The organism is Methylophaga sp., assembly GCF_048266885.1.
In the GTDB taxonomy this organism is placed as follows: Bacteria; Pseudomonadota; Gammaproteobacteria; order Nitrosococcales; family Methylophagaceae; genus Methylophaga.
In genome coordinates this window covers 1-24,786 of record NZ_JBLWYR010000014.1, presented here as the reverse complement: position 1 = coordinate 24,786, position 24,786 = coordinate 1, and the positions used below count along the sequence as shown (strand labels likewise).

Sequence of the window (24,786 nt, the reverse complement as noted above, 5' to 3'; positions counted from 1 at the left end):
AGAGCTACAACATGATTGCCTATTTCTACAAATAACTATATTTACAGCTTCTCATTCTTCTATAATGACTTTCACTAACCCATTGGGATATTTAGAAAATGAATGATAGTCAATGTGTTGAACTTGCCCAATTAGTTGATAAATTCTCTACGGAAGAGGGTATTCAAAGTACAGCGATTCCGGGCGTGAACTGCATCCGACTTACCCAAATAAATGATCAGTTGCCGAGTGTTTACACACCTTCACTGTGCATCATTGTGCAGGGCAAGAAACGAGTATTACTAGAAGATGAAATCTATCAATACCAGCCTTCTGAATATCTCGTGGTTTCTGTCGATTTACCGGTGATTGGTCAAGTCATTGAGGCAAGTAAAGATAAGCCTTATTTGTGTTTGCAGATTGAATTGGATCAGCATCAATTGGCGGAGCTAATGGTGCAGGCAAAATTACCCATTAACAATAAAACACCCAGTCAACGAGGTATTTTTGTCGGTGATGTGGATGAATCATTGGGTGATGGTGTATTGCGTTTAGCTCGTTTATTGGAGGCCACACAAGATATTCCATTATTAGCGCCGATGATTAAACGAGAAATTTACTACCGGCTGCTCAATGGACAATATGGCGATGTTATCGCTCAAATGGCACAAGCTGGCAGTCATATGCAACGGATTTCAGCGGCAATTCAAGTGTTAAAAAATAACTATAACCAACCCATCAAAATAGAAGCATTGGCGAACCAAATCGGTATGAGTGTCTCGTCTTTTCACAGTCACTTTAAAGCGGTGACCGCGATGAGCCCATTGCAGTTTCAAAAAAGATTGAGATTACTTGAAGCACGAAAAATCATGTTGGCAGATCAGCAAGATGCTGCCAGCACCGCCTATCAGGTAGGGTATGAAAGCCCTTCACAATTTAGCCGAGAATATGCGCGCATGTTTGGTCATCCGCCGAAACGTGATAAGAGCCTTATCATGAGCGAAACGTCGGTTGCCTAATTCAGCAGTCTGCCGCCACTACCTGAATACGACCCACATCCTGACCGTTTTTATCGGAATAAACATAGACCAATCGGGCACCGGCTTCTAAAACCGGCTGCATATCCGGGTTGCTGCACAGGCTCGCAAGCAATTTGGGTTTGATATCTTCCAGCACTGCAGTTGGATTCACATTATTTACAGTGACATTGGTTAATGAATAAAAATAGGTCATCAAATCACCCGGGCCCGCTAAAGCTTTATTCAGCCGAGTTTCATCATCAATTTTGATGGGGGCACGCGAATTAATTAATTTTTCAGCTTCCAGAAAGCCTTCTTCAATAGATACCTCATCAATAGGTTGCTGTTGATTGGTCGCTAAAGAGGGTGTTGATGGATCACTGATTAAATTTGAAGCCAACACAATAATAGTGATGAGCAAAATTAAACCAATCGCTAAAATTAACTTGTTATTCATGATGCTGCCCGGTGTCTTTTTAAGGTTTAAGGATAAATAGAATCCTTGCAAGCATACCGATGCGTCAGTCAAATACAAAATAATCTATACGGTAGACCCAATTAGCTGCCAATCACGCCCCCGTCATCTTTGGTAATAAGTACAGTCGTAGAACGCGGACGGGTTTTACCATCACTGGCGGGGTAGCTCAGGCCAGGATGTTGAATGTTGACCCACATGGCTTTATAGTCCGGGCTCCAGGTTATCCCGGTAATCTCACATCCTCTAGGCCCCACCAGAAAACGTTTAATTTCCCGAGTTTGTGGATTGGCACATAACATTTTATTACAGCCCATGTTGTCCATCACTGGATCGTCATCATCATAGTCAGTCAAAATCCACAAACGACCATCCTGATCAAACCCTAAGCCATCGGGCGAAGAGAAGATATCGCCCTGAATATTGCCGACTAAATGTTCACCAACTGGTTTGCCATCAGCATTCTGTGTCTCGGCTTTTTCACCGGCTACCACAAACAATTCCCAAAGAAATGTTATTGCAGCAGGATCTGCCTGATTTTCTTGAATCTTGATAATCTGCCCATGCCGATTATCTGGGCGAGGATTGGCAGCGTTGAGCGAAAACTCGTTACCACGCAGATAGTTATTGGTTAACGATATATACACATCGAGGTTATGCGGATTAATGGTTGCCCATTCAGGTCGATCCATAGGCGTGGCACCTAATTGGTCAGCTGCAGCACGTGCATTCACCAATACTTCAGCCTGACTGGCAAAACCATTTTCAGCTGTTAAGCCGGAGTGGCCATGCACTAATGGTAACCAGCGACCCGAACCATCATCATTAAAACGGGCAACATATAACGTGCCACGATCCAGTATGTCACGATGTTTATGAGGTTGGCTTTTGTCGAAACGTTGTTCCGGCACAAACTTATAGACATATTCACCACGGGTATCATCACCTGAGTAAAAAGCCATCTGCCCATTTTCAGCTAAGGCTGGGGTGACACCCTCACGGCAGAATCGACCAAACGCCGTGCGTTTGATTGGCTTACCCTCTGGATCAAAAGGATCAATTTCCACTACCCAACCAAAGCGACTAGGTTCGTTGACATAGCCTTGATGGGCAAGCGCGGCATTAGGTGTTGCATCAAATCGCTTATCAACGGTATTCCAGCCATAGTTTTTGGCTGCTTTTCCCGTTGAGATCCCATAACGATGATGTGAAACCCGAGACGAATAATCCGCTGCGTCCTGATTCACAAAATAGTTATGCCAGTTTTCTTCACACGCCAGGTAAGTGCCCCAAGGGGTAAAGCCATTCGAACAATTGTTGAGCGTGCCGATGATTTCCATAGCAGCAGGATCATCGATGGTTTTTAACAAGTCATGACCTGCCAATGGACCACTTACCTGCATTGGTGTCATGGCTGATATACGGCGGTTATAGGCAGAAGGGTAGACGCGTTGCCATTGACCATGTGAATCTTTTTTCACTTCAATCACACTGACGCCATGGGCAGCTTGTTCTTTTTTCACATCATCCAGCTGGCGCTTGCCCTCGACAAACGTAATTCCGTCCTTATGTAGAGTCGGATTCACATACTCATGGTTAATCACCAACAAGCCACGATTATTGTCATCTGGAAAAGCAAAAAAATGCATGCCATCATGATTTTGACCGGCCTGTTTTAATTGTTCCTGCCAGCTATTTGTGGCATCCGCCTGCCATTCTGTTGCACCAGTTACTACCGGATCACCCCAGGAAAAAAACGCTTTTGCCTGATAGCCATCAGCCACAACAACGCGATCAAACCCCGGATCAGTTTGAGGTTGGATGCTTTTAAAGCCAATAAAGGGGATATTCAGATTGTTTTTGCCAGCTGCAAACACCAGATTTGACGACAAATTTAATCCAAAAAATCCTATTGCAGCTGCATTTAAACTGCCTTTGAGGATTTGGCGTCGCGATAACACAACTTCATTCAAACTGGGATGGTCGCTGTGATTGACGGCGATATCATCGTGCGCTGACATATTTTGATGGAAGTCGGAAGCGGAAAGATTATTCATAGAAAGGTTATTTTTCATCAATGGATACGATATTCAAAAGTGTTAAGTACGTTGTTCACCGCTACCGCGTTGCCATTCACCATTCTGGGTGAGTAACGAAAGGTTTTGGCAGCTTCTAGAGACGGTTTTTTAAATAATGGATGACAGTTCGCTAAGACTTCAGGAGATTCCACTTGACCTTGGGTATTAACGGTATAACGCACCGTGCAATCACCTTCCAAGCCTTTTCTTAAAGCCCCCCGTGGATATTCTGGAGCCTGTTTTTCTATTGGTTTATAGCGTTCAACCGAAAAAGCTTCGGTATTGTTAGTGCTTTGCACAGTGTCCCGAATATCCGTTGACTTGGAAGCTGTTTCGATTGCCTTAGCCTGTTGCGGTAATGGGGGAGTCGTGATCGGTTCAGCTGGCTGAACAATCTGTTTTTCAGGTTGTTTAACAACTTTTTCGACGACCTTTTTTTCTGGCTTTTCGATTTTCTGCTTAATAGGCTCTGGTTTAACTTCCTTAGGTTTTTCTTCAACACGTTTTAAAGCCAGTTCATTTTCAACCACAGGTTTTGGCTCAGGTGTTTTTTGAGCGACAGGTGTCGGCTCAAACACAGGCTGAACCGGTTCCGGGATAGCCATCGGAACCGGCTCAACCGGTTTGATTTCGGTAACAGGCTTGGACAGCCTCAACATTTGAATTTTGATCGTACTCAGTTTGGGCTCATCCTGATGAGCTGGCGTCCATGAGTTCAATAACAATCCGGCCATGGCCAGATGAAATAAACCGACCAGTAATAATGTCGATGTTTTTATTCCATCATTCTCTGCTGGTGGCGTTAGAAAACGATCATCATAAAATCCTGCATCATTCATCAGGCGACTCCGTGATCAGCCCGACATCTTCTATACCGACTTGTTGTAAAGCCGCGATGGCTCTGACTACGGACGCATAATCAGTCGCTTTGTCACCACGGATAAAGAAAAGTAAATCAGGATGCTGCAGCCTAATCTGATCAATTTTCATCACCATTTCGTCCAGGGTGACAGCCCGATCAGAGCGAGACTGAACATCAACCTCAGAGCCGACATTCCAGTAATAACTGCCATCAGCAACTACCGATAAGCTCAAAATGGTTTTTTGACTATCCGTAGGCAACGCTTCGGCAGCGACTTTTGGCAGTTCCAGTTTGACGCCTTGCACCAGCAGTGGGGCTGTGACCATAAAAATGACCAACAGCACCAACATGACATCAATATAGGGCACCACATTCATTTCAGCTTTGAGGGCGTGTTTGGTAACGGGTTTTCTCAACATGATGAATTCACGCGACTTTAGCTAATGGGGTGCGATGCATAACACGCTGCAATCGCGTGATAAATTCATTACCAAAATGGTAATAACGGGTACTTAATGCACCGGCGCGTTTACTCAGCTGATTGTAAGCAACCACTGCGGGTATTGCCGCAAACAGACCAATTGCAGTGGCGATTAACGCCTCAGCAATACCCGGCGCGACGGTATTTAATGTGGCTTGTTCCACTTGAGATAAGCCAATAAATGAATTCATGATGCCCCAAACCGTGCCAAACAGACCGATATATGGGCTGACTGAACCGATGGTGGCTAAATAAGAAAGGCCTTTTTCCAATTCCACTTCCTGCTCGCCAATATTCACCAACATGGCGCGTTCAACATTTTCGACAATTTCATCTTGTGGCACGGTATTGAGTTGTCGATATTTTTCATATTCCAGCCAACCTGCCTGGAAAATAGCTGGTATGGCTTGGTAAGCAGCCATATCAGGCTGAGCAGCATCCATCTTGGTCATATCAGCAGTCTGTCTGAACTGTTGCTGAAACTGGCTGTTTTGTTTTTCCAGACGGCCCAATGCTTTGGACCGCCAGATAATCAAATACCAACTCACCATGGAGGCTAATACCAGAATAATCATCACTATTTTTACTAGCAGACTGGCATCGCTCACTAGGCCCCACATCGTCATTTCATGCATTGTTGTGTCCATGACTGACTCCTTATTTCGTTTTAGCGGATAGGCCCAGCTGGTCGGCGATAGCTGACCAAGGCACATATTTGAAATTTTGATTTTCTACCGGCATACGGTTGCGACCGTCCTGAACTACCAGCATGCCTTGTTCCCAAGGTTCACCTAAATTGACGCTGGTGACATCCAGACCATCGGTTTCCGACACACCATCAATACCTAATTCAGTATTAAAGCCAACTCGGAATACACCACGGTAAGCAAATGGGGGCAGGGCATCGAGGATGACATAACTATCATTGCCCTGACTGGAGACGACGAGATAAGCTTGTTTTTCGGTTTGATATAGAGATATACCCTCAATATCAGCTTTTAGGTGCTCACCGACGGACATTACTTCCGTCAGCTCCGTGGACTTATCAGCACCGGCATCTAAAGCCCAAACCGCTTTATTTTCTTCACCCACAAACAAACGATGGTTTTGATCATCAGCAACACAGCCTTCAGGTTGTGAACCCACGCTAAATTCACGCACCTTTTTAGCATCAATCTTGCCCTGATTATCTTGCATTTGATATTGGAAAAAACGGCCGTCTTTATCATTCACAATGGTGTAAATGTCGCCAGCCTGTTTTTTATACATACACAAGCCATAGATATCCTGACTGGCTGTTGCCACCTGACCTAACTCACTGACAAAACCAGAATCTGGATCAATCGCAAACACATGCAATGAGTTATGGTCACGATTACTGGCTACAGCCAAATCAATCTCTTTCCCGTTAAACATAAAGCCAGAACGCACATCGACATTATTTACTCTGCCGACTGGCAGGTTTTGTCGGGTTTTTCCCATCAAGTCATAAACTACCAAACCGCCTTGTTTATCGGTGCCCAACACCAAACTGTGTTGTGGTTTTTTTTGATTAATCCAGATAGCTGGATCATCTGCTGCATCGCCTAAACTCGGTACAGGATCAGTTGCTTGCTGGGGTTTTATCAGCGGGATAACAGTAGCTTGAGCTGTGTCTTGATGGGGCCATGGCAGAGTGAATGTGGCTAAACCGTCATCATGCTTAACCATGATTGTTAAGTTTTTATCGTGTAGCCGAGCACTGATGTTTTCTGGATCAGATAGCTCTGTTAACGAAAACTCAGCGTTGTGCTGCCACTTTCCATCGTTATTAAGATAGGCATGTAACGTTTTAGCCTCAGAATCGAGCATCAATAAGCCACCGGGTACGATAACCATTCCCAGTGCACTGTCTTTAAGTTGCCCAAAAGGTTGGGTGAGGGCAATTGGTTCACGGATCAGATCTGCCTCAGGGTGTGCTTGATAGGCCCAGATCCCAACGTTTTCTTCATTGATATACATCAGCGATTGTTTGTCATCGACCTGACAATATTCACTATTAGGTGGTGTACTTAAGCTACGAATGAATTTAGGCTGGGCAATGGGAGAGGTGGCATCAGCTACTAACCATTGCTCTCCATGACCTTCTTCACCTACCAGAAACAAAAAGCCATTGTGTGCTTGATCCTGATACAGGCAGACACCATCAATTTTAAACGCTGGCTGTCGTAGATAAACGGGGGTAGACCACTGTTGGGTTTTTTTATCCAACACCGCAACCATGGCTTGTTGACGATCAACATCAACCGTAGAAACTAGCAGACCTTTATCAACAAATCGTTGGTCGATAAGGCCGAAGTTACCTTTTAAAAGACTAAGTTGTTTGCCATTTTTATCTTCAATGGCAATGCCTTTATGTTCATAAGACACTAGACGATCCGCAGAAGGCATGGGCAAAGGCTGTGTTAACAATTGTGCTGCTTCAATTTGCTCACTATTATTTGAAACTGATAGCAGCTCTGCGTTTGCCATGACGGTAAAAGGGGCTGTCAGCATGCAAGAAGTCAGTGCGGTCAGTTTTAGCTTGAATTGGTTTTTTTTCATTTCGTTCACTTTAAAATTGATGATCAAGTTGGTTTAGAAATTGGTTAACGTAAAACCAAGCTTGATGGTCGGACCGTATTCTTCATACTGCGCGTTATATGAACTGCTGCGGTTGTAGACATAGAAGCTCTCGTCGGTGATATTTTTCACTTCAAGGCTGATTTGAGCATTTTTAGTCAAGAAATAGCTGGCGCCGAAATCCAAAAATACTTGTGAATCAACATATTGATCCAGTGCTTCATTATCAATGGCGGCCACTTCGGATAGATAAGACGATTTATAGTTGGTCGATAAACGCATGCTCAGCTTGTCGTTTTCCCAACCGATCATCAGATTACCCACTTGTTTTGATTGACCGGGAAGATCGATGCTACGTGTTTGTCCAAGTCCATCTATTTCAGCATCGGATTGACTGAAGGTCGCATTGGCACCCACTAACAAGCCATTCCACGGTGCAGGCAACCAGCTGAGCTTTTGAGAATAGGCGAGTTCGATACCGTAGACCTCGGCTGAATCACCATTAGCAAATGTTACCGCTTCATCAAAGTCGGCGAATAAGCCAGTGCCCGAAACATCGGTGTTATATACAAAGTCGGAAATATCTTTATAGAAAACATAAGCTGAAACCGCACCGGCTCGACCCATGTAATGTTCAATGCCGAGATCCAGGTTTTTAGAGGTCATCGGATCTAAGTCAGGATTACCAAAGCTTGCACTATCACCACTTTCTATTGAAAATCCAGGAGCAAGTGCTTCAAAGGTAGGGCGAACAACGCTGTTGGTCCAGGCCGCCCGAATTTGTGTTTTATCATCTAAATAATAAGTACCGTGCAAACCAGGCAACCAATGGTTGTAGCTGTTTTTACTGGAGATAGTTTCAAACTCTTCGTCTCTGATGCCAGTCCCTTTGGCTTTAAAACGAGTCCCTTCATAGCGCAAACCGGCAATGATGGTCCACTCATCCAGATCCAGCGTATTCATCACATAAGCTGAGTTAATGTCTTCATTCATCACATAATCGTTAATACGTGATTCTTCTTCGTTAACGTTATCGGCTTTATTTAGTTTGTTCAGTAACGCCTCAACAGCCGAGCTGCTGATGCCATTACCGAATTGATTCAAACTATAATCCACATTGCCAGCACTATATGCAGCGAGACTGGTGTCGTTGCTGCCGAAATCTTCAAATTCCCACGCCTCTAAATCATTATCTTTTTCACGACGTGATAATTTGCCACCAAATTTTATTTGTGATGCATAACCCTTTAAATCAAAGTCTCTGGCAAGATCAAACTTGATGTTTTTTTCAGTATCGGTGGTTTTTTGCTCTTCCCATTCCACGCTATCTAATTCAAAACTATTGGGATCATAATAATCTGCGCCAGCGTTCAGCGTGGGTTTTGAGGTACTGCTATAGCCAACACCATCAAAATCGCCGACAAACTTGGCACCGGCAATATGGCCGGGTGAATCTTCACTGGCGCGGCTGTAACCAACCTGTCCATTGATTGTCCACAAGTCGATAGTTTTTTCACCACCAAAGACATAAGACTGGATTTCTTGGGTTTCTTTACGATCTTTTAGCTCACGGTAACCTTCAGCGCCGTCACCAGATTCATTGGGGAGGAGGGGATCGTCAAACTCTATGCCCGCGCCATTACGTGTTTCCGTATCGGTAAACTGGCTAAATAACGTTCTTAAATAATAGTTGGTATGGATATCGGCTTTGTAATCAAAGTTAACGCCAAGCCCCAGCCGTTCACGGGTGATATCGTAATCACGCTGTTCGAGCTCTGCTAAACGAGGGCTACCTTCAAAATCCCAAGCGCCACCCGTTTCAACGTTATCAGAACCAAAATCCCGTTTTTGCCAGCTTAGAGCAGCGGCAACGCCAAAGTTATCAACGCCTTCGCCTACACTAAAAATATTACTGAATGCACCAGAACCTTTGGGGCTGGTTTGTTCGGTATTATCGTCATAGCTGCCTTCAGCAGATAGGGTATAAAACAAACCATCATGATCAAACGCCGATAAACTTCTGACATTGATCGTGCCACCGAGGGAGTTGGCATCCATATCCGGTGTCAGCGTTTTCACCACAGAGAGTGACTGAATCAGTTCGCTTGGTAACACATCCAAAGCCACGGCCCGTGTGCCATCTTCAGGTGAAGGGATATTGGTGCCATTAATCGTGACAGCATTTAACTCTGGTGCCAGCCCACGCACCGTTACAAAACGGCCTTCACCCTGGTCATTTTCAACTGAAACACCGGGCAAACGTTGCAAAGCTTCAGCCGCATTATCATCAGGTAATTGACCAATACCATCGGCGTGAACCACGCTTTCAATACTGTTTGAATTACGTTGTTCATTCAGCGCTTTATCAATCTGTACCGCTTGACCAAAAACCTGCACTTTTTCCATATTGAGTTCATCGGCTGCATGAACGCCATTACTAAGTACGCTCGCTATGCTCAACGCAATTAGACTTAGTTTATGAGTTGGCCGCTCTCTGGTTTCTACTGTCAATTTCATTACATACCCTTGTCGTCATAGTGGTGGATGCCGGCAAGTCTAGGGATGGTAAATGACAGATCGATGACAGCTAAAAATAAAAATAATCAAAATCAACAGCTTATAGGTATTTTTAGTGCTGTTCAGAGCTCATTTGACTGAGCAATGTAACGTTTTTAAAATTCTGGAAAGCCATTGTAAGCATGTAAATATTCTATTAATTCAAATAGTTAAATTGTATTAATCAAAAAGGTCAGCATTAATTAGGGGAAAAACTCCAACTTTTTGTGAGCTGATTTGACTGGTGTAGGTGTAATGAAGTTGTCATTTTTCTAGCGTAGTTTCGCCGAAAACAATCTCATAAAATCTTTTAAGAAATCGGCTAAACCAATGAAAAAGAAACCTTTTTTACAATCATATTATTTTTATGGCTTATCCATTGCCATTGCGGTGGGTTTGATAATTATGAGTATTTGGGGGGATGTTAAAACGACCTCTAAAGTGGATTGGCTTGATGTTATTTCAGAAGGGGGCATGGTCGTCCTGGCATTATTTTGGCTGGCTTTATTGTTACGGAGTCGTCCTGCTGGCCGAGTGACCCAATTACTTGCACTGGGGTTATGTGCGATTGTGTTCTCATGGTCAATGGATGTCGCTGATGAGTTCATTCGCATGCCTTCCCCACTGATTTGGCAGAACTGGCTGGAAAGCCTGCCTATTCCCTTGGCGTTATTATTATTAAGTATTGGCATTTATCAGTGGCATCAGGAAGAAATTGCCATCAGTGCCCAAATGGTGAAACGGGAACGTTATTTTCGTGAACACCGTTTATTCGACAAATTGATTCCCGTGGGTGGAGCAGCATATTTAAAGAAGCAACTAAAACTCTCACTGACGGAAAGTAAAAAACTGCAGCAACCACTCGCCTTGATTGCCATTGATTTAGACAACTTTAATATGATCAACCGTCTGTATGGTCCTGATGAAAGCGACCATATTTTGCAGCTTATCTGTCAGTTGTTAGTGCTTAATCTACGAGATGAAGATCTGATTTGTCGCTTAGCCGGTGATCGATTTGTAGTGTTGCTACACAATACCCCCGAACATGAAGCGCAACAGATGAGCATTGATTTACAAAATGCTGTCGCCAGCTTTGCCTACCGAACCAGACAATATCATCAGCGTGTATATATATCAGCCACGGTGGTCACCACCATGGCCAGAACCGATGATTCTGAGTCGCTGATGAAACGTCTGAATCTTGAGATCAACAAAACTAGACAACAACCGTCAAACGCAATCTAAGTATATGAAAACGCTTGGCTATGAAATAGACACGCCGTGCATTGCCACTCATCATCAACCGGCTTTGCTGGTGGAGTTTGCCTTGTCACGTGAGGTGGATAGTCGACAACTGTTGAGAAGCACCCGTATCCAGCTTGAAGATTTCAGATTAGCTGAAAAGCGCATTAGTCCAGATCAATACCTGACCTTAATCAATAACTGCCGCAAACTCGATAATGCCGATGACACCAGTTTTTTATATGGCCAACGTTTATGGCCGGGCTGCTTCGGTGCTGCCAGTCAAGCGCTACAACTGGTGAGTAATCTGCGTCAGGCGATAGAGATCCTCTGTGAATTCCATGCCATTTTATCGCCGTTATTTACCCCACGATTTTATGCAAACGAACAAGAGTTATTTCTGTTCTGGCAAGATGCAACTGGCAGTGATGAACAACAGCAGTTTCTGATTGAAGCGCACATGACGGCTTTTATCTCAATGGTGTCGTGGTTATCAAAAGAGAAAATGCCGTGGCGTTGTGAGTTTACCTACTCTGAGCCAACTTATATCGAGCAATATTGGGTCAACATGGGACAGGATCTGGAGTTCAACCAGCAAATGAACTGTATGCGACTGCCCATTGAGTTTCTCGATAAACCCTGGCCAAATCCTTCACAGCTTAGCCTCCAAGGGGCGATAAAAGAAACGCATAAACAGCTATTAACCTTACACAGTCCGCAAAGTTTTATTGATCAGCTTTATGACTACTTTCAAGTAAATATCACCAAACCGCTTAATCTGGAAATAGTCTCAGAAGCGTTTGGCATCAGCCCAGCATCAATGAAACGGAAACTGAAGAAACACCACACCAGCTTCCAACAGCAAATCGATCTGGCCCGAAAAAACACCGCTATATATTTGTATCAGGTGAAACATTTTAATAATCGGCAAATAGCCGAATACCTGCGATTTAAAGATATGAATAATTTCCGGCGTGCATTTAAACGCTGGACAGGGCTATCGCCGTATACCTTGTTCTGAATGGCCATCCAAATATAAGTCAGCCAAACACATGAACTTTGAACGTTGCACCGTTATGCAACCGCTCAGCGTGAAGGCAATTATAAAACAACCGTTTTAACCACTATTACAAGGAAAAATAATGAAATTACTGCCCAAATTACTGTTAAGCATTGTCCTGTTGATGAATTTGGCCCTCAACATGGCCTATAGCAGCGAGTCAGACAACAGCACAGCATTACGCTTCGTAGTATTAGGCGATGCTGAACCCAAGCCTGAAGCCAAATTTCCAAATTTGGCTGACGCGATAGCCGATATCAATCAGCTTATTCCAAGACTGGGTTTAGAGTTTGCTATTGGTGTAGGTGATATCGCCCACAAAGGCACGTTGCTGCAATACGAACAGGCTACACCCGTGTTACAAGCTTTGAATTTACCGTTTTATCCTATTATGGGTAACGAAGAGCATGGCAGTACCACCGAGCGATTTTTAACCTTTGCCAACATGTGGAACCAGGGTAAAACCACCATCGACAGTACGCGATATACACTGGAGTTTGACAGAGTTGCACTGGTATTCGCATCGCCCGATTTTGGCCGCGATTTTAACGATGATGGTATTGCCTGGTTAAAAAATGAAGTCGCCCGACTGGCACCCAAACCAGTGATGTTAGTGGTACATGGTGCTCAACAAGGTGTGTTTAAAGAAAACCCCGAAAAAGGTATCAGCCACCCAGGCTTTGTAACAGAAGTCATTAGCCAGCCGAATTTACGTGCCGTTATCTCAGGCGATTTACATATGGATATGCCAAGGGTAAACCACTCATTAGAATTAAACGGCGTACATTACATACATATCCCAGCGTTAGAGCGCACCAAAATTCCAGACGAAAGCCATCATCAAGCAATGTATCGGGTTTTTAGTGTGATGCAAGATGGCACAGTTGTGGTGGATACCTATCGAACGGGGAATCTGGAGCCATTAGCTGATTATCAATATCGCTTTACGCTCTAACCAGCAACATCTGCAGCTGGTATTCATCAAAGAATAATGGCTTATCCCCAGAAGATAATGCCAATCTAGAAGCGGATTCCCACGGGATACCGTGGGAACCAGTAATTTAGCTAAGCGACTTAGTGTGACTTCATACGCTCAATGGTCGTGGTCAGTACACGTTTCATTTTATCGGTCGCGCCGGTAAATGCTTGTTTGATGCTGGCAGCATCATGGGTGACCACATTGGGTTGATGGCCTTCTATCCGGGCTTCGATTAGGCAGCGGATATCATCAGCACCGCCTCGGTTTTCACTGTTTTGATCACTTAAATGTACTTCGATGCGAGTGACGTGTTCGTCGAATCGTTTAAGTGAATGTTGTAACTCCTCACGAATTGATTCAGTCAGCGTATCATCGCCTGGAATATGACGATCAGTATTCACCTGAATTTGCATGTAACCTCCATTGAGTGAAATAAAACGTTCTTGTTGCTGTGACAACATCGCTAATGAAACATTCCAATGTCACATCATGAACGCTGAAACCACTATAAAGAGAATAACTTTAATGGCCTTTAACCCAGAGCAAGCCGAACTATCTATGAAGCTTGTTAGACTCAATTAGTAATCCTGGTTCAGCATGAGCTTGGTCGTATTTTTAATTCAGGAGCAACGATATGCAGCATCCTTATCTATACAGCGCCATTATTGGCGTATTGACCGTGAGTTTAACGGGCTGTGGTGATACCGCTAAAATCCCGCCACAATCTGATTTCGGTCCGGATCCCGTGTTAACGGCACCTGCCAAAACGTTAATCCCTACATTAAATATCGCGCCGGCTGTGGGATGGCCTATTGATGGCAAACCTTTAGCTGCAGAGGGCCTCAAGGTAAATCGGTTTGCTATGGATTTAGATCATCCTCGGTGGATTTATGTTTTACCCAACGGTGATGTTTTGGTGGCAGAGAGTAATGGTCCTAAAAGCGAGAAACCTGATCCGGGCATCAAGGATTGGGTAAAAGGCTTGGTGCTGAAAAAAGCGGGGGCTGCCGCACCTAGCGCAGATCGCATTACTTTATTGCGAGATGAAGACGGTGATGGTGTCGCCGAAACCCGTCATGTATTCATTGAGAACCTACATTCACCCTTTGGTATGGAGCTGATTGGTGGTGATTTTTATGTTGCCAATGCCGATGCCATTGTGCGTTTTCCTTATGAAGAAGGGCAGACACAAATAACCGCTGAGCCAGAGCATGTAACCGACTTACCTGGCGGGCCGATTAATCATCATTGGACCAAAAATATTATTGCCAATGACGATGGCACATTGCTTTATGCCACGGTTGGTTCAAATAGTAATGTTGCCGAATACGGCATGGAAGTCGAAGAAAACCGTGCTGCGATTTTGGAAGTGGATCTGGAGTCAGGTGAAAAACGACTGTTTGCTTCGGGTTTACGTAATCCAAATGGCCTAGCCTGGCAGCCTGAAAGTGGCGCGCTTTGGACCACGGTTAATGAACGCGATGAAATCGGTAGTGACTTGGTGCCGGATTATATGACATCGGTGCAAGATGGCGGGTTCTATGGCTGGCCGTATAGTTACTATGGTCAACATGTCGATGAACGCGTTGAACCTCCGCGTCCTGATTTGGTTGAAAAAGCCATTAAACCCGATTATGCCTTAGGCGCACATACCGCTTCATTAGGATTGGCATTTTATGAAGCCGAATTACTCGATGCAAAATATCAAAATGGTGCCTTTATTGGGCAACATGGTTCGTGGAATAGAAAACCGTTAAGTGGCTACAAAGTGATCTTTGTACCTTTTTCCAATGGCGAACCATCAGGTAAACCTCAAGATATTTTGACCGGATTCGTAAATGGTAATGGCGATGCGATGGGACGCCCAGTGGGTGTTGTTGTTGATAACCAAGGCGGTTTATTGGTGGCTGATGATGTGGGCAACACTATCTGGCGAGTCACTCCCGAAGCTGAATAATTGGTTAGGTGGTTCCCACGCTCCTGCGTGGAAACATAGTTTCAATTTTTAAAATAAATCGGTATTTCATCATTTGTTCAGCCAAAGTTCAGTTTGGTAGGTCTATAACTGAACCGTAGCTATTGAATTAGCGACTTTAAAATTAAAGGAGCCATTTTATGAACAGATTAAATACATTTCTCTCAATCAGTGCGTTAAGTCTTGCCAGTTCCGTCAGCGTTGCCGTTGCTGAAAATAAAGAATTTGAGCACAAAAAAGTGGACAACTTGTCGACTACTATTGTTGATGGTCAGCAAAATGAGATGAAACAACCTGATGTAATTTTCCGTAAAGATACATCGGAAAAATAAAAGCCAATTTAATAACCGTTACCGAGAGCACCGCTTTTCGGTAACGGTTTTTTTTATTGCCTCAATACAAACAAACTTCCATGTTGTATGCTTTAGCAAAACCTTAGTCAGGGCAATGGCGTCTTTTATTTACCGAATTATTCGGAGCTACAAATAATGAGTCGTCCTGAAAAAACTACCATCAAAACTTCCTGCCCGAGAGATTGTTACGACAGTTGCGGTATTTCAGCCATTGTTATCGATGGGAAAATTAATCGAATTTTAGGCGACAGCGACCATGTAATGACTCATGGCGCGCTCTGTGCCAAATGTGCATTTGCTTATAACGGTGCATGGATTGATCCCAATAAACGCTTAACCCAACCTTTACGGCGTACAGGACCTAAAGGCAATTATCATTTTGAAGTGGTGAGTTGGGAAACTGCGTTATCCGATATTTCACAACGCCTGCATAGCATTATCGAACAGTTCGGCGGGCAATCTATTTTGCATACCCATTACACCGGAATTTGTTCGCTGATTGCCGGTAACTTTCCATTACGCTTTTTTAATCGTATTGGTGCTACTGAAGTCGATCCCGATACCGTTTGCAACAAAGCAGGCCACGAGACACTGGGCTTAATGTTTGGCCAGTCGATGGATGGTTTTGATCCCCGAACAGCAAAAGATACGGACTGTTTAATTATCTGGGGTGCCAATCCATCTGCCAGTGCTCCACATGTGCACAAACGCTGGTTACCTGAGATAAAACAACACGCCAAAATCATCGTCATTGATCCGATTCGCCATGAAACAGCTGATCTTGCCGATATTCATCTTCAACTTAGACCAGGAACCGATGCGGTATTAGCATTTGCCTTGCTGCATGTCTTGGAACGTAACAATGATCTAGACGAAGAATTTATCGCCAAGTCGGTGTTAGGTTGGGATGAAATAAAAGATGAGATAAGCCGCACCACACCCGAAATAGCGGCCAAAATTACTGGGGTTTCAGTCAGTGATATTGAATTAGCTGCAAAATGGTTTGGCGCGGGGCGTTCTATGCTGTGGTTAGGCCAAGCATTGCAGCGCCAAACGCAAGCTGGAAATATCATGCGTTCAGCGAGTTTACTGGTTGCAGGTACAGGCAATATTGGATTACCGGGAACCGGCTTTCTTTATATAAACGGTCCAGCAAATCGCAATATTGATATGGGCTGGCTTAGTGGTGCGGCATTGAGTTCTGTGCCAACGGAGGCTGTGAGTCATATGGATCTTGCTGCTACCTTGGCGGATGCCAATACCAGTAAGGCGTTGTTCTCTTGGAATAATAATATTGCTGCGTCCAACCCCCAACAAAAAGCCCTGCATCAGGCATTAAAGCGTGAAGACTTATTCCATGTGGCTATCGATCTTTTTCATACGGATACCACAGCGTTTGCTGATTATGTTTTGCCGGCTTCATCCTTTCTCGAATTCGATGATGTTTTATTACCGTATTTTCATTATGACGTTTCAGCGATTAACAAAGTCATTGAACCGCTAGCGGAGAGTTTGCCGAATCAAGAAATATTCCGTCGTTTAGCGGCTGCTATGGGTTTTACCGACCCGGCGTTATTTGAATCAGATGAAAAGCTGATTGATACTATTTTTGAGCAACTGAATATTCCGATAAGCTTTGACGAATTAAGAAAACAGGGCAGTGTGCCGTGGTCTGATAAACCGGTTATTCATTATGCGGATGGCCAATTCCCTACCGCGAGTGGCAAAATTGATGTGGCTTCAGATAATTGGATTGCTGCAGGGGTAAGCCTAGCCCCCAAAGCGCTCGCCGATCCGCTTCCAGCAGCGCATCACTTACGTTTGTTATCACCAGCTGATGCATTTCTGATGAATTTTAGTTATGCCAATGATGACAAAATTGCTGCACGAATTGGCGAACCTACCGTGAGCATTCACCCCGAAGAAATGGCGGCTCGGCAATTATCCCCTGGGCAAAAAATTACACTCAAAAACAACTATGGTGAGCTGGAAGTGTTAGTCAAAGCGAGTGCACGTATTCCGCTTGGGGTTGCCTTATTACCAAAGGGGCGCTGGCCATCGCTGGAGAAATCAGGCGCTAATATCAATATCCTCAATGATGGCGCAAAAACCGATATCGGCCAAAGTAGTGCTGTTCATAGTATTGAAGTTGAGCTGGTGGCAAATTAGTTATTTAAAAATCCAATTGAGAGAGTGCGGAAATCTTATTTTGATTAGTCATTAAGGTGGGTTTGTCGTTATCCTATACGCCCAATAGTCAAACCTATATCTAATCTCATGCCGCATATTCTGCTCGACAAAACCCATCCTCCCATTATCCAAGCCGCCATCAATTTAGGTGATTGGCTGCTCACTCTGGAAGATCTTTCGGTGCAAGACAAAACCGCGATTAAAGCGGTGCAGGACGCTTTAAAAAAATTGCCAGAAATCGAGGAGGATATTTTGGCGATGTATGGTTTTAGTTTTGAACGTGGTGATGCCGATAATGGTTTGGTGCGTGGCTGGGATATTTCTCTGGAATATAACGCCAATGACCCCGAGCAGCAGGGAGGCTTAGAAGTTTTCAGTTCGTATATTCCATTGCCGGATACTAATGACCCAGCCGTGTTAGCTGAAAAGAAACAACGCGAAGTCTATTTTCATTGGCCGATTGGCGATATCTGCAGCTTCATCAAAGCCGACCAGGCACAGCAATGGATTGATGATGTTCGTCAGCCATTGCAGTTTATCGAAGCCGGTGATCGCTTACGGATTGAAATCGTCCATCAACAATTTTATGCAGAGCATGAATACCCATTAATTTAAATTGAGAGGGCAGTGACTCTGAGTTTTGATAACCTCACCGAAGAACATTTGCTTAAAACGTGCAAATTTATAGTTAAACATTATTCGAGATAAAATCTTTAATATTTTGTTATTTAAGCAAATTCTCTTCATCAGATGTGCTTATTTCTTTAGCAAGCTGTTTGGAAATAGTGGGATCGGTAGCAATATCAACTGCTTCCGAGCTGATTGCAGTAGCTGGCTGATAGGGTGGTTGTTTATCAGCATTCGCAAGAGTGTTTTCATTTTGTCGATCAGTGTTCGGCTCTGCTAATTGAACACGTTGGATAGGATTGGACATATTAATTCCAGCTTCACTAAACCCGCCTTTAACCAGGCGAATCGCTTCACTACGTGCTTTGGCAAAATCACTTTCATGCTGATTAATCCAGGCCATAAAATCCAGCTCAAGCATGTCATTGCGTAAGTCAGTAATTAACACTTGTGGAGCCGGTTCAGCCAACAATCCTGGCATCTGTTGCAGAATTTCCAGACCCAATTGTCGTGCCATGGAAAGATCGACATCTGCTGAAATGGTGAGTTTAAACTCAAAACGTCGTAAAGGATTGCGTGAGTAATTGGTCATTACAGAGGTAATCATTGTGCTGTTGGGGATGCGTAAATGATTACCATCACCGGTCATCAGCACAGTATCTCGCGAGGTCAGGCGTACCACATTACCGGTAAACTCACCTATCTGGATGGCATCACCGATCTCGAAAGGATTACGTGCACTGAGTAAGACGCCCGCCAGATAGTTTTCGACAATATTGCGAAAAGCAAAACCTACGGCGAGACCAAACACACCAGCAACACCGAGTAGTGCGCCCACTAGCGCAGTCGCGTCGAGGATCTGTAACGCTATAACAAAGCCAATCCCAACCACCACGATGCGGATAATACGTTCGCCTAAATCGGCGGCCAGCTCGGAAAGACCCAGCCGATGCAACCATGCACCACGGTTACCGGCCCAGCGACCGAGCAGCCAAAAGAGCAAGATGGTAAGGATAGCCACCAGAAAAATCGGCAGACTACGAATCAGTGAAGAAATCATTTCCTCGATTTTTTGTGTAGTGGGTTGTACGCGGGTGGAAATATCCATTTGCTCATTGAGTCGGTTTTGCACGTAGATAACACCTTCAACTCGACTCGCGAGTGCCACTAGATCACGTCCGGCGCGGGCACTGGATACGCTACCGTTGAGGATCACTACACCGGCATTGACCGTGACCTCAACATCTTCATAGCTTTCGATAACAGTGAGGATTTCAGTTAACCTGTTTTCGATGGCTTGATCATCCGGTGCATTGGTGACTTGTATTTCAGCGCCTGCATCAACTAGCTCTTCGCCGGATACCGCGGGCAACCATAGCAACGTCATTATCAGTAATATCAAGCGGTAATTCATTTGCGTCTCCTGCCGGGTTTTATTCACATATACCAACCGTTACAAAACCTGATATCTGCTTTATCAACTCAAGTTATTTACAGTCTCAGTGATTTCAATGAGGATAAGCGAAATTTTTGTTGCCGGGATATGTGTTGTTTTGTGTGTTCCTGCGTTGAGCATACTCACCTTAAATAAGGAAATAAATCAGTTTGAACAGATTCAAACAAATGGGCTCTCGTCTGGTGAACTCAAAGCATATGCTTTGGGGCGTGGCTTTTGCTTCTTTTATGGAGTCACTGATCGTGCCCATTCCATTGGAAACCATTCTGATCCCGCTAATGCAAGCTCGCCGGGAAATGTTGTGGGCGATTAGTGCCATGGCATTATTGGGCTGTGTGATGGGCGCGGCGTTGGGATATATGATTGGTTTTTTTGTGTTTGATCTTATCGGTCAGCAAATAATCGCTATGTTGTCGACGCCTGAGCAGTTTGAAATCATATACCAGCAAATTCATCTACATGGTTTCTGGTATGTCTTAAGTGTGGGTATTACGCCGATTCCATTTCAGATTGCCATGCTGGCGGCGGGAGCCACCGGCTATTCGTTTTTGCTGTATATGCTGGCGACCACGATTTCTCGGGGAATACGCTATTTTGGTCTGGGGTTACTGGTGTTTCTGTTTGGTAATCAGGCGCAAAAGTTGTTTGAGGAACACAAAATTGGTGCATCAATTTTTATTATTTTGCTGATTGGCCTTATCTGGAGCGTGCTGTTATTTAGCTAGTGAATTTTTCCTTGCCTGTTAGGGAAACGATTCGTACACTTGATTAACTGTTTCAATTAATCAAGTGGTTTATGACAACTCGTTCAAATGCTCATGGTGGTCGTCGAGTCGGTGCTGGACGTAAAAAAGGCACGGTGCTCAAAGAACCGACTGCTGTGATGCGAATTCCTGAAAGTCAGAAACCACTGATTGCCGACTTTTTAGCGGCATATCGTCGCGGTCAATCTATCCCCCAGCAAGACCAGCCTACCGTTTTTGAGCGGCCGGTTATTGCACCAGCGAAACGCGACTGGCCGTTATTCAGTTCTAAAGTCGCGGCAGGTTTTCCTTCACCTGCGGATGAACATGTCGAAAAGCGGCTGGATCCTAATGAGTTTCTGATTGACGACGAAGAGGCGACATTTTTTGTCACCATCCAAGGTTATTCCATGATTGATAGTGGGTTATTGCCAGGCGATAAAGCGGTGGTGGATCGTTCTAAAAATGCCAGCATAGGCGATATTGTATTGGCCGTAGTCGATGGTGAATTTACCATTAAACTGTTGGCAAAAACGGGGCAGGGTGAGCCACGATTACTGCCGTCCAATCAGTCAGGCGAGTATAAGCCGATTGAAATCAAAGACGGTATGCAGTTTGAAATTTGGGGTGTGGTCACCGGTTCATTTCGGCGTTTTAAATAAAATGTCCCGAAGTATCGCCCTGATTGATGTTAATAACTTCTATGTGTCCTGCGAGCGGGTATTTAATCCGAAATTAGTTGGCAAGCCGGTCGTAGTGCTTAGTAATAACGATGGTTGTGCGGTGGCGAGAAGTAATGAGGCCAAAGTACATATCCCGATGGGCGCACCGTGGTTTAAATTTCAGCAAATAGCAAAAGAGCAACAGATTGTCGCTTTATCATCCAATTATGCGTTGTATGCCGATATGAGCAATCGAGTGATGCGTATTCTGAATCAGTTTTCACCGGATCAGGAGGTGTATTCGATCGATGAGTCTTTTCTGGATCTGAGCGGTTTTCAGCATCTTGATTTACTGCAATACGGCCAGCAGATCCGCCACCGGATAGCACAATGGACTGGCCTTCCGGTGAGTGTGGGCATAGGTGCCAGTAAAACGTTGGCAAAACTCGCTAATCACTGTGCCAAAAAACGACCAGAATTTGACGGGGTTTGTGATTTTAATCAATTAAGTCCTAAACAACTTAACCATTTACTTACTGAGCTGGATGTAGGTGAGGTGTGGGGCGTTGGCCGTAAACTGGCAGTTAAATTGAAAATGCAGGGTATTAACAGCGTTTTGGATTTAAAACACGCCAATGCTGAAACTCTGCGGCGCCAATACAGTGTGGTGATGGAAAAAACCGTGCGTGAACTTAACGGTATCTCTTGTCTGGATCTGGAATATGCCGTCAGTGATAAAAAGCAGATCTTGAGCTCGAGAAGTTTTGGCATTCCGGTGACCGATATCAACAGTTTGGCTGAGTCAATCAGTCTGTATACCAGTCGTGCAGCAATGAAACTGCGTCGCCAGCAGTCAGTGGCGCGGATGATTCAGGTGTATATTCGTTGCAGCCCTTATCGTAGTGGTGACGCTTTTTACGGTAGCAGTCTGATGGTGTCGTTACCGATGGCTTCTGACGATACCCGTATATTAATCAAACATGCTCTGAGTGCATTGAAAGAGATGTATCGCCCGGGATTTAACTATGCCAAAGCCGGCATTATGCTGACCGAACTGCAACCGAAAAGTGGTCAGCAGCAGGATTTGTTTGCACCGAATCAGGATGCTAAATCCGGACAGTTGATGGCGGTGATGGATGTGATTAACACCACCATGGGTCGAGATACCTTGCAACTCGCCAATCAAGGATTCAAACGTCCATGGGCGATGAAGCAGGAACATAAAAGCCCAAGCTATACGACAAAGTGGGAGGAGGTGTTAAATGTCGTTAATTAAACGCTGTTTAACTACTCGTATCACAGTTCAGAGAAACAAAAGCGATGGCAATAAATTAAGGCGAGTATCATCAAATTATCGCGCCAGATATGTTTTGGCCGAACTCAGAGAGCATTATTATGAACACCATTCGTCAAACATCAATCATTGCATTGCTAGCTACAGCTATCCTCGCAACCGCGGGTTGTGGCAATATGTCCAGCCGTGATAAAAGCACCGCTGCAGGCGCTGGTATTGGTGCAGTAGGCGGAGCCATCTTAACCGGTGGTAGTGCTGCTGGAACTGTCGGTGGCGCTGCGGTAGGTGGGGTAATTGGTAATCAGGTTGGTAAAGATTAATTACTAGCAAAACTAAGCTACAAAGCAAAAGCCCTGTCAGTGATGACAGGGCTTTTTTGTTTCAGATAAGTTGGAAATACTACGGATAAAACAGTCTGCTTTTTACATGGACTGGCGTTGTTTTCAACCTTAGCCGGTAATCTTTTATTGACCGGTAGTTTGGCCAATATCATTGTTGCCGAACGTGCAGCGAGTCAGGGAATAAAACTCGGGTTTATGGACTTTATGCGGGTAGGTATTCCCATCACCGTACTCAGCATGATTCCGGCCGCCATCTGGTTTAGCTGGGCGACCGGCATGCCTTGGTAAGATTTATTTAACCCGCATATCGTTTTTTACCGATTTCACACCGGCAACGCCGCGTGTCACGACCACAGCCCGATCAATATCAGCCTGTGAACTGACAAAGCCACTTAATTGCACAACACCTTTAAATGTTTCGACGTTAATCTCAGCTACCTTCAGGGTTTCTTCATTAAGAATCGCCGCTTTGACTTTGGTAGTAATAACACTGTCATCAATATATTCACCGGTGCCAGATTGAGTCGATGTGGATGCACAGCCACTCAACGTAACCAGAGCTGTACCACTCATAATACTGGTAATTAACATAGTGACGAACAACAAACGTTTAGAAATTTTATTCATAATTTTTTCCAGAAAAGTCGTTTAAATTGGTTTGATAAATCAAAGTAGATGCCTAACGACATTAAGGCTCGACTTCTCCAGGATGTTGAATGGAGCCAGAATAATAAAATTGATTTTGCCCATTTTTTTTAGCGATATACATGCATCTATCAGCACATGTCATTAAGGTGGTGGCATCCAAGCCATTATCTGGATAAACACTGATACCAATACTGGCCGCTAAAGTAATTTCTTCGTTGTCGACTCTTTGTGGCACCGCGATCGCTGAGAGGATCTGCTTGGCAACTAGGATGGCATCTTCGGCAAGTTCTATTTCGCCCAGTAATATCAAAAACTCGTCACCGCTACGTCGGCAAACGGTATCTGTGGTACGGATACATTGAGTGATACGCTCGGCAACGGTTTTTAATAATTGGTCACCGGTCAAATGACCGTATTTGTCATTTAATTTTTTGAATTCATTCATATCCAAAAACAGCAATGCCACACGTTTGTTATGTCGGTAGGCCATGCCAATTGATTGTGATAAACGTTCTGTTAACAGAGCCAGATTGGGTAAGCCGGTCAGATAGTCATACCATGCCAGACGGTTGGTTTTTTCCATCATCATCGCTGACTTGGCGACATCATGAAATACAATAACGGCACCAATGACTTGTTTTTCACGGTTATGGATAGGTGCGGCTGAATCTTCAATTTCAATTTCGGATCCATCCTGGGTAATCAAAATACACCCAATTGCTAGCTCGACGGTTTGGTTTTCGTGCATGGCTTTTTGGGCAGGATCTGGAGCGGTTTTACGGGATTCCCCATCAATAATATTGAATACTTTTGATAACGGTTTTCCAAGAGATTCTAGACGGCCCCAACCCGTTAACCGCTCAGCTTCACGATTGAGATAAGTGACATTGCCATCTAGATCGGTTGTCAAAACTGCATCGCCAATAGAATCGAGGGTAACTTGAGCGCGTTCTTTTTCCTCAAATAAGGCATTTTCAACTTGTTGTAATATCTTCTCTAACGCTTTGCGTTCAGATATATCTTCAATCATCAATAAACTGGCAAACGGGTAATCTGCACTATCCAGCATAGCGGCATGCAGGCGGGCCGTGTAATAGCCCCCTTTTAAAACGGACACTCAATTATTAAGCGATAGGATTAGACCTATCTTTAAGGAGTGACTATG

Annotated in this window: 24 protein-coding genes; 13 read left to right on the top strand and 11 right to left on the bottom strand. The window is 44.3% G+C overall.

Translation table 11 applies throughout. From position 1 onward, the window contains the following. The first annotated feature begins 98 nt into the window (after positions 1 to 98). A complete protein-coding gene (locus ACN0V2_RS08415; protein ID WP_417550367.1) occupies positions 99 to 998 on the top strand; it encodes an AraC family transcriptional regulator in 900 nt (299 codons plus the stop codon). A gap of 1 nt (position 999) precedes the next feature. Here ACN0V2_RS08415 and ACN0V2_RS08410 read toward each other — a convergent pair whose 3' ends face one another. From ACN0V2_RS08410 to ACN0V2_RS08380, 7 genes are all read right to left on the bottom strand, one after another. After that, a complete protein-coding gene (locus ACN0V2_RS08410; RefSeq protein ID WP_417550366.1) occupies positions 1,000 to 1,455 on the bottom strand; it encodes a hypothetical protein in 456 nt (151 codons plus the stop codon). Between the two features lie 101 nt (positions 1,456 to 1,556). Beyond that, the gene (locus tag ACN0V2_RS08405) at positions 1,557 to 3,530 is read right to left on the bottom strand and encodes a PhoX family protein (protein WP_417550365.1); all 1,974 of its coding nucleotides are present in this window, start codon (positions 3,528 to 3,530) and stop codon (positions 1,557 to 1,559) included. Between the two features lie 17 nt (positions 3,531 to 3,547). Then, complete coding sequence (locus ACN0V2_RS08400; protein WP_417550364.1) at positions 3,548 to 4,390, bottom strand: TonB family protein; 843 nt, start codon at positions 4,388 to 4,390, stop codon at positions 3,548 to 3,550. Next, positions 4,383 to 4,832 (bottom strand): ExbD/TolR family protein, encoded by a 450-nt coding sequence (locus ACN0V2_RS08395; protein WP_417550363.1) that lies wholly within the window; start codon positions 4,830 to 4,832, stop codon positions 4,383 to 4,385. The genes ACN0V2_RS08400 and ACN0V2_RS08395 overlap by 8 nt, the downstream gene beginning before the upstream one ends. A 7-nt stretch (positions 4,833 to 4,839) precedes the next feature. Further along, on the bottom strand, positions 4,840 to 5,541 hold the full coding sequence (gene tolQ / locus ACN0V2_RS08390) for a protein TolQ (protein ID WP_417550362.1): 702 nt from the start codon (positions 5,539 to 5,541) through the stop codon (positions 4,840 to 4,842). A gap of 10 nt (positions 5,542 to 5,551) precedes the next feature. Continuing rightward, positions 5,552 to 7,477 (bottom strand): phytase, encoded by a 1,926-nt coding sequence (locus ACN0V2_RS08385; protein ID WP_417550361.1) that lies wholly within the window; start codon positions 7,475 to 7,477, stop codon positions 5,552 to 5,554. A gap of 33 nt (positions 7,478 to 7,510) precedes the next feature. Further along, positions 7,511 to 10,012 carry a TonB-dependent receptor gene (locus tag ACN0V2_RS08380; protein ID WP_417550360.1) on the bottom strand — a complete coding sequence of 834 codons (2,502 nt, stop codon included), beginning with the start codon at positions 10,010 to 10,012 and terminating at the stop codon, positions 7,511 to 7,513. A 369-nt stretch (positions 10,013 to 10,381) separates the two neighbouring features. Here ACN0V2_RS08380 and ACN0V2_RS08375 point away from each other — a divergent pair, with 369 nt between their 5' ends. The 3 genes from ACN0V2_RS08375 to ACN0V2_RS08365 all read left to right on the top strand — a co-directional run bounded on the left by ACN0V2_RS08375 (position 10,382) and on the right by ACN0V2_RS08365 (position 13,308). Continuing rightward, positions 10,382 to 11,296, top strand: a complete 915-nt coding sequence (locus tag ACN0V2_RS08375; protein ID WP_417550359.1) for a GGDEF domain-containing protein — start codon at positions 10,382 to 10,384, stop codon at positions 11,294 to 11,296. 4 nt (positions 11,297 to 11,300) lie between these two features. Then, complete coding sequence (locus ACN0V2_RS08370) at positions 11,301 to 12,314, top strand: AraC family transcriptional regulator ligand-binding domain-containing protein (protein ID WP_417550358.1); 1,014 nt, start codon at positions 11,301 to 11,303, stop codon at positions 12,312 to 12,314. Positions 12,315 to 12,435: 121 nt separating this feature from the next. Further along, a complete protein-coding gene (locus ACN0V2_RS08365) occupies positions 12,436 to 13,308 on the top strand; it encodes a metallophosphoesterase family protein (RefSeq protein WP_417550357.1) in 873 nt (290 codons plus the stop codon). Between the two features lie 119 nt (positions 13,309 to 13,427). On the opposite strand, the gene ACN0V2_RS08360 is transcribed toward ACN0V2_RS08365, so the two are convergent. Continuing rightward, positions 13,428 to 13,745, bottom strand: a complete 318-nt coding sequence (locus tag ACN0V2_RS08360) for an HPF/RaiA family ribosome-associated protein (RefSeq protein ID WP_417550356.1) — start codon at positions 13,743 to 13,745, stop codon at positions 13,428 to 13,430. Between the two features lie 221 nt (positions 13,746 to 13,966). Between ACN0V2_RS08360 and ACN0V2_RS08355 the strand changes: the two genes are divergently transcribed. The 4 genes from ACN0V2_RS08355 to ACN0V2_RS08340 all read left to right on the top strand — a co-directional run bounded on the left by ACN0V2_RS08355 (position 13,967) and on the right by ACN0V2_RS08340 (position 18,465). Next, complete coding sequence (locus ACN0V2_RS08355; protein WP_417550355.1) at positions 13,967 to 15,289, top strand: PQQ-dependent sugar dehydrogenase; 1,323 nt, start codon at positions 13,967 to 13,969, stop codon at positions 15,287 to 15,289. A gap of 158 nt (positions 15,290 to 15,447) precedes the next feature. After that, entirely contained in the window at positions 15,448 to 15,639 is a 192-nt protein-coding gene (locus tag ACN0V2_RS08350; protein ID WP_417550354.1) for a hypothetical protein, read from the top strand. A 156-nt stretch (positions 15,640 to 15,795) separates the two neighbouring features. Then, positions 15,796 to 17,829 (top strand): molybdopterin-containing oxidoreductase family protein, encoded by a 2,034-nt coding sequence (locus tag ACN0V2_RS08345; protein WP_417550353.1) that lies wholly within the window; start codon positions 15,796 to 15,798, stop codon positions 17,827 to 17,829. Positions 17,830 to 17,937: 108 nt separating this feature from the next. Beyond that, the gene (locus tag ACN0V2_RS08340) at positions 17,938 to 18,465 is read left to right on the top strand and encodes a hypothetical protein (protein WP_417550352.1); all 528 of its coding nucleotides are present in this window, start codon (positions 17,938 to 17,940) and stop codon (positions 18,463 to 18,465) included. 109 nt (positions 18,466 to 18,574) lie between these two features. Here ACN0V2_RS08340 and ACN0V2_RS08335 read toward each other — a convergent pair whose 3' ends face one another. Next, positions 18,575 to 19,891, bottom strand: coding sequence for a mechanosensitive ion channel domain-containing protein (locus ACN0V2_RS08335; protein WP_417550351.1), 1,317 nt, complete (start codon positions 19,889 to 19,891; stop codon positions 18,575 to 18,577). Positions 19,892 to 20,082: 191 nt separating this feature from the next. Here ACN0V2_RS08335 and ACN0V2_RS08330 point away from each other — a divergent pair, with 191 nt between their 5' ends. The 5 genes from ACN0V2_RS08330 (at position 20,083) to ACN0V2_RS08310 (ending at position 23,261) form a co-directional block, all read left to right on the top strand. Further along, a complete protein-coding gene (locus tag ACN0V2_RS08330; protein WP_417550350.1) occupies positions 20,083 to 20,658 on the top strand; it encodes a YqaA family protein in 576 nt (191 codons plus the stop codon). A 71-nt stretch (positions 20,659 to 20,729) separates the two neighbouring features. Next, positions 20,730 to 21,338 carry a LexA family protein gene (locus tag ACN0V2_RS08325; RefSeq protein ID WP_417550349.1) on the top strand — a complete coding sequence of 203 codons (609 nt, stop codon included), beginning with the start codon at positions 20,730 to 20,732 and terminating at the stop codon, positions 21,336 to 21,338. 1 nt (position 21,339) lies between these two features. Beyond that, complete coding sequence (locus tag ACN0V2_RS08320) at positions 21,340 to 22,614, top strand: Y-family DNA polymerase (protein WP_417550348.1); 1,275 nt, start codon at positions 21,340 to 21,342, stop codon at positions 22,612 to 22,614. Positions 22,615 to 22,733: 119 nt separating this feature from the next. Further along, positions 22,734 to 22,952 carry a hypothetical protein gene (locus ACN0V2_RS08315; RefSeq protein WP_417550347.1) on the top strand — a complete coding sequence of 73 codons (219 nt, stop codon included), beginning with the start codon at positions 22,734 to 22,736 and terminating at the stop codon, positions 22,950 to 22,952. A gap of 117 nt (positions 22,953 to 23,069) precedes the next feature. Further along, positions 23,070 to 23,261 carry a hypothetical protein gene (locus ACN0V2_RS08310; protein WP_417550346.1) on the top strand — a complete coding sequence of 64 codons (192 nt, stop codon included), beginning with the start codon at positions 23,070 to 23,072 and terminating at the stop codon, positions 23,259 to 23,261. Positions 23,262 to 23,264: 3 nt separating this feature from the next. Here ACN0V2_RS08310 and ACN0V2_RS08305 read toward each other — a convergent pair whose 3' ends face one another. Both ACN0V2_RS08305 and ACN0V2_RS08300 read right to left on the bottom strand, forming a co-directional pair. Beyond that, entirely contained in the window at positions 23,265 to 23,564 is a 300-nt protein-coding gene (locus ACN0V2_RS08305; protein ID WP_417550420.1) for a BON domain-containing protein, read from the bottom strand. A 97-nt stretch (positions 23,565 to 23,661) separates the two neighbouring features. Next, entirely contained in the window at positions 23,662 to 24,738 is a 1,077-nt protein-coding gene (locus ACN0V2_RS08300) for a diguanylate cyclase domain-containing protein (protein ID WP_417550345.1), read from the bottom strand. Positions 24,739 to 24,786 lie beyond the last annotated feature (48 nt).

Bases quoted from the DNA above. Each gene is read 5' to 3' on its own strand.
- ACN0V2_RS08305 (WP_417550420.1), bottom strand. From the start codon at position 23,564: ATGTTAATTACCAGTATTATGAGTGGTACAGCTCTGGTTACGTTGAGT.
- ACN0V2_RS08370 (WP_417550358.1), top strand. From the start codon at position 11,301: ATGAAAACGCTTGGCTATGAAATAGACACGCCGTGCATTGCCACTCAT.
- ACN0V2_RS08345 (WP_417550353.1), top strand. From the start codon at position 15,796: ATGAGTCGTCCTGAAAAAACTACCATCAAAACTTCCTGCCCGAGAGAT.
- ACN0V2_RS08405 (WP_417550365.1), bottom strand. From the start codon at position 3,530: ATGAATAATCTTTCCGCTTCCGACTTCCATCAAAATATGTCAGCGCAC.
- ACN0V2_RS08335 (WP_417550351.1), bottom strand. From the start codon at position 19,891: ATGAATTACCGCTTGATATTACTGATAATGACGTTGCTATGGTTGCCC.
- ACN0V2_RS08315 (WP_417550347.1), top strand. From the start codon at position 22,734: ATGAACACCATTCGTCAAACATCAATCATTGCATTGCTAGCTACAGCT.
- ACN0V2_RS08360 (WP_417550356.1), bottom strand. From the start codon at position 13,745: ATGCAAATTCAGGTGAATACTGATCGTCATATTCCAGGCGATGATACG.
- ACN0V2_RS08395 (WP_417550363.1), bottom strand. From the start codon at position 4,832: ATGTTGAGAAAACCCGTTACCAAACACGCCCTCAAAGCTGAAATGAAT.
- ACN0V2_RS08385 (WP_417550361.1), bottom strand. From the start codon at position 7,477: ATGAAAAAAAACCAATTCAAGCTAAAACTGACCGCACTGACTTCTTGC.
- ACN0V2_RS08365 (WP_417550357.1), top strand. From the start codon at position 12,436: ATGAAATTACTGCCCAAATTACTGTTAAGCATTGTCCTGTTGATGAAT.
- tolQ (WP_417550362.1), bottom strand. From the start codon at position 5,541: ATGGACACAACAATGCATGAAATGACGATGTGGGGCCTAGTGAGCGAT.
- ACN0V2_RS08400 (WP_417550364.1), bottom strand. From the start codon at position 4,390: ATGAATGATGCAGGATTTTATGATGATCGTTTTCTAACGCCACCAGCA.
- ACN0V2_RS08415 (WP_417550367.1), top strand. From the start codon at position 99: ATGAATGATAGTCAATGTGTTGAACTTGCCCAATTAGTTGATAAATTC.
- ACN0V2_RS08325 (WP_417550349.1), top strand. From the start codon at position 20,730: ATGACAACTCGTTCAAATGCTCATGGTGGTCGTCGAGTCGGTGCTGGA.
- ACN0V2_RS08340 (WP_417550352.1), top strand. From the start codon at position 17,938: ATGCCGCATATTCTGCTCGACAAAACCCATCCTCCCATTATCCAAGCC.
- ACN0V2_RS08380 (WP_417550360.1), bottom strand. From the start codon at position 10,012: ATGAAATTGACAGTAGAAACCAGAGAGCGGCCAACTCATAAACTAAGT.
- ACN0V2_RS08320 (WP_417550348.1), top strand. From the start codon at position 21,340: ATGTCCCGAAGTATCGCCCTGATTGATGTTAATAACTTCTATGTGTCC.
- ACN0V2_RS08355 (WP_417550355.1), top strand. From the start codon at position 13,967: ATGCAGCATCCTTATCTATACAGCGCCATTATTGGCGTATTGACCGTG.
- ACN0V2_RS08410 (WP_417550366.1), bottom strand. From the start codon at position 1,455: ATGAATAACAAGTTAATTTTAGCGATTGGTTTAATTTTGCTCATCACT.
- ACN0V2_RS08350 (WP_417550354.1), top strand. From the start codon at position 15,448: ATGAACAGATTAAATACATTTCTCTCAATCAGTGCGTTAAGTCTTGCC.
- ACN0V2_RS08375 (WP_417550359.1), top strand. From the start codon at position 10,382: ATGAAAAAGAAACCTTTTTTACAATCATATTATTTTTATGGCTTATCC.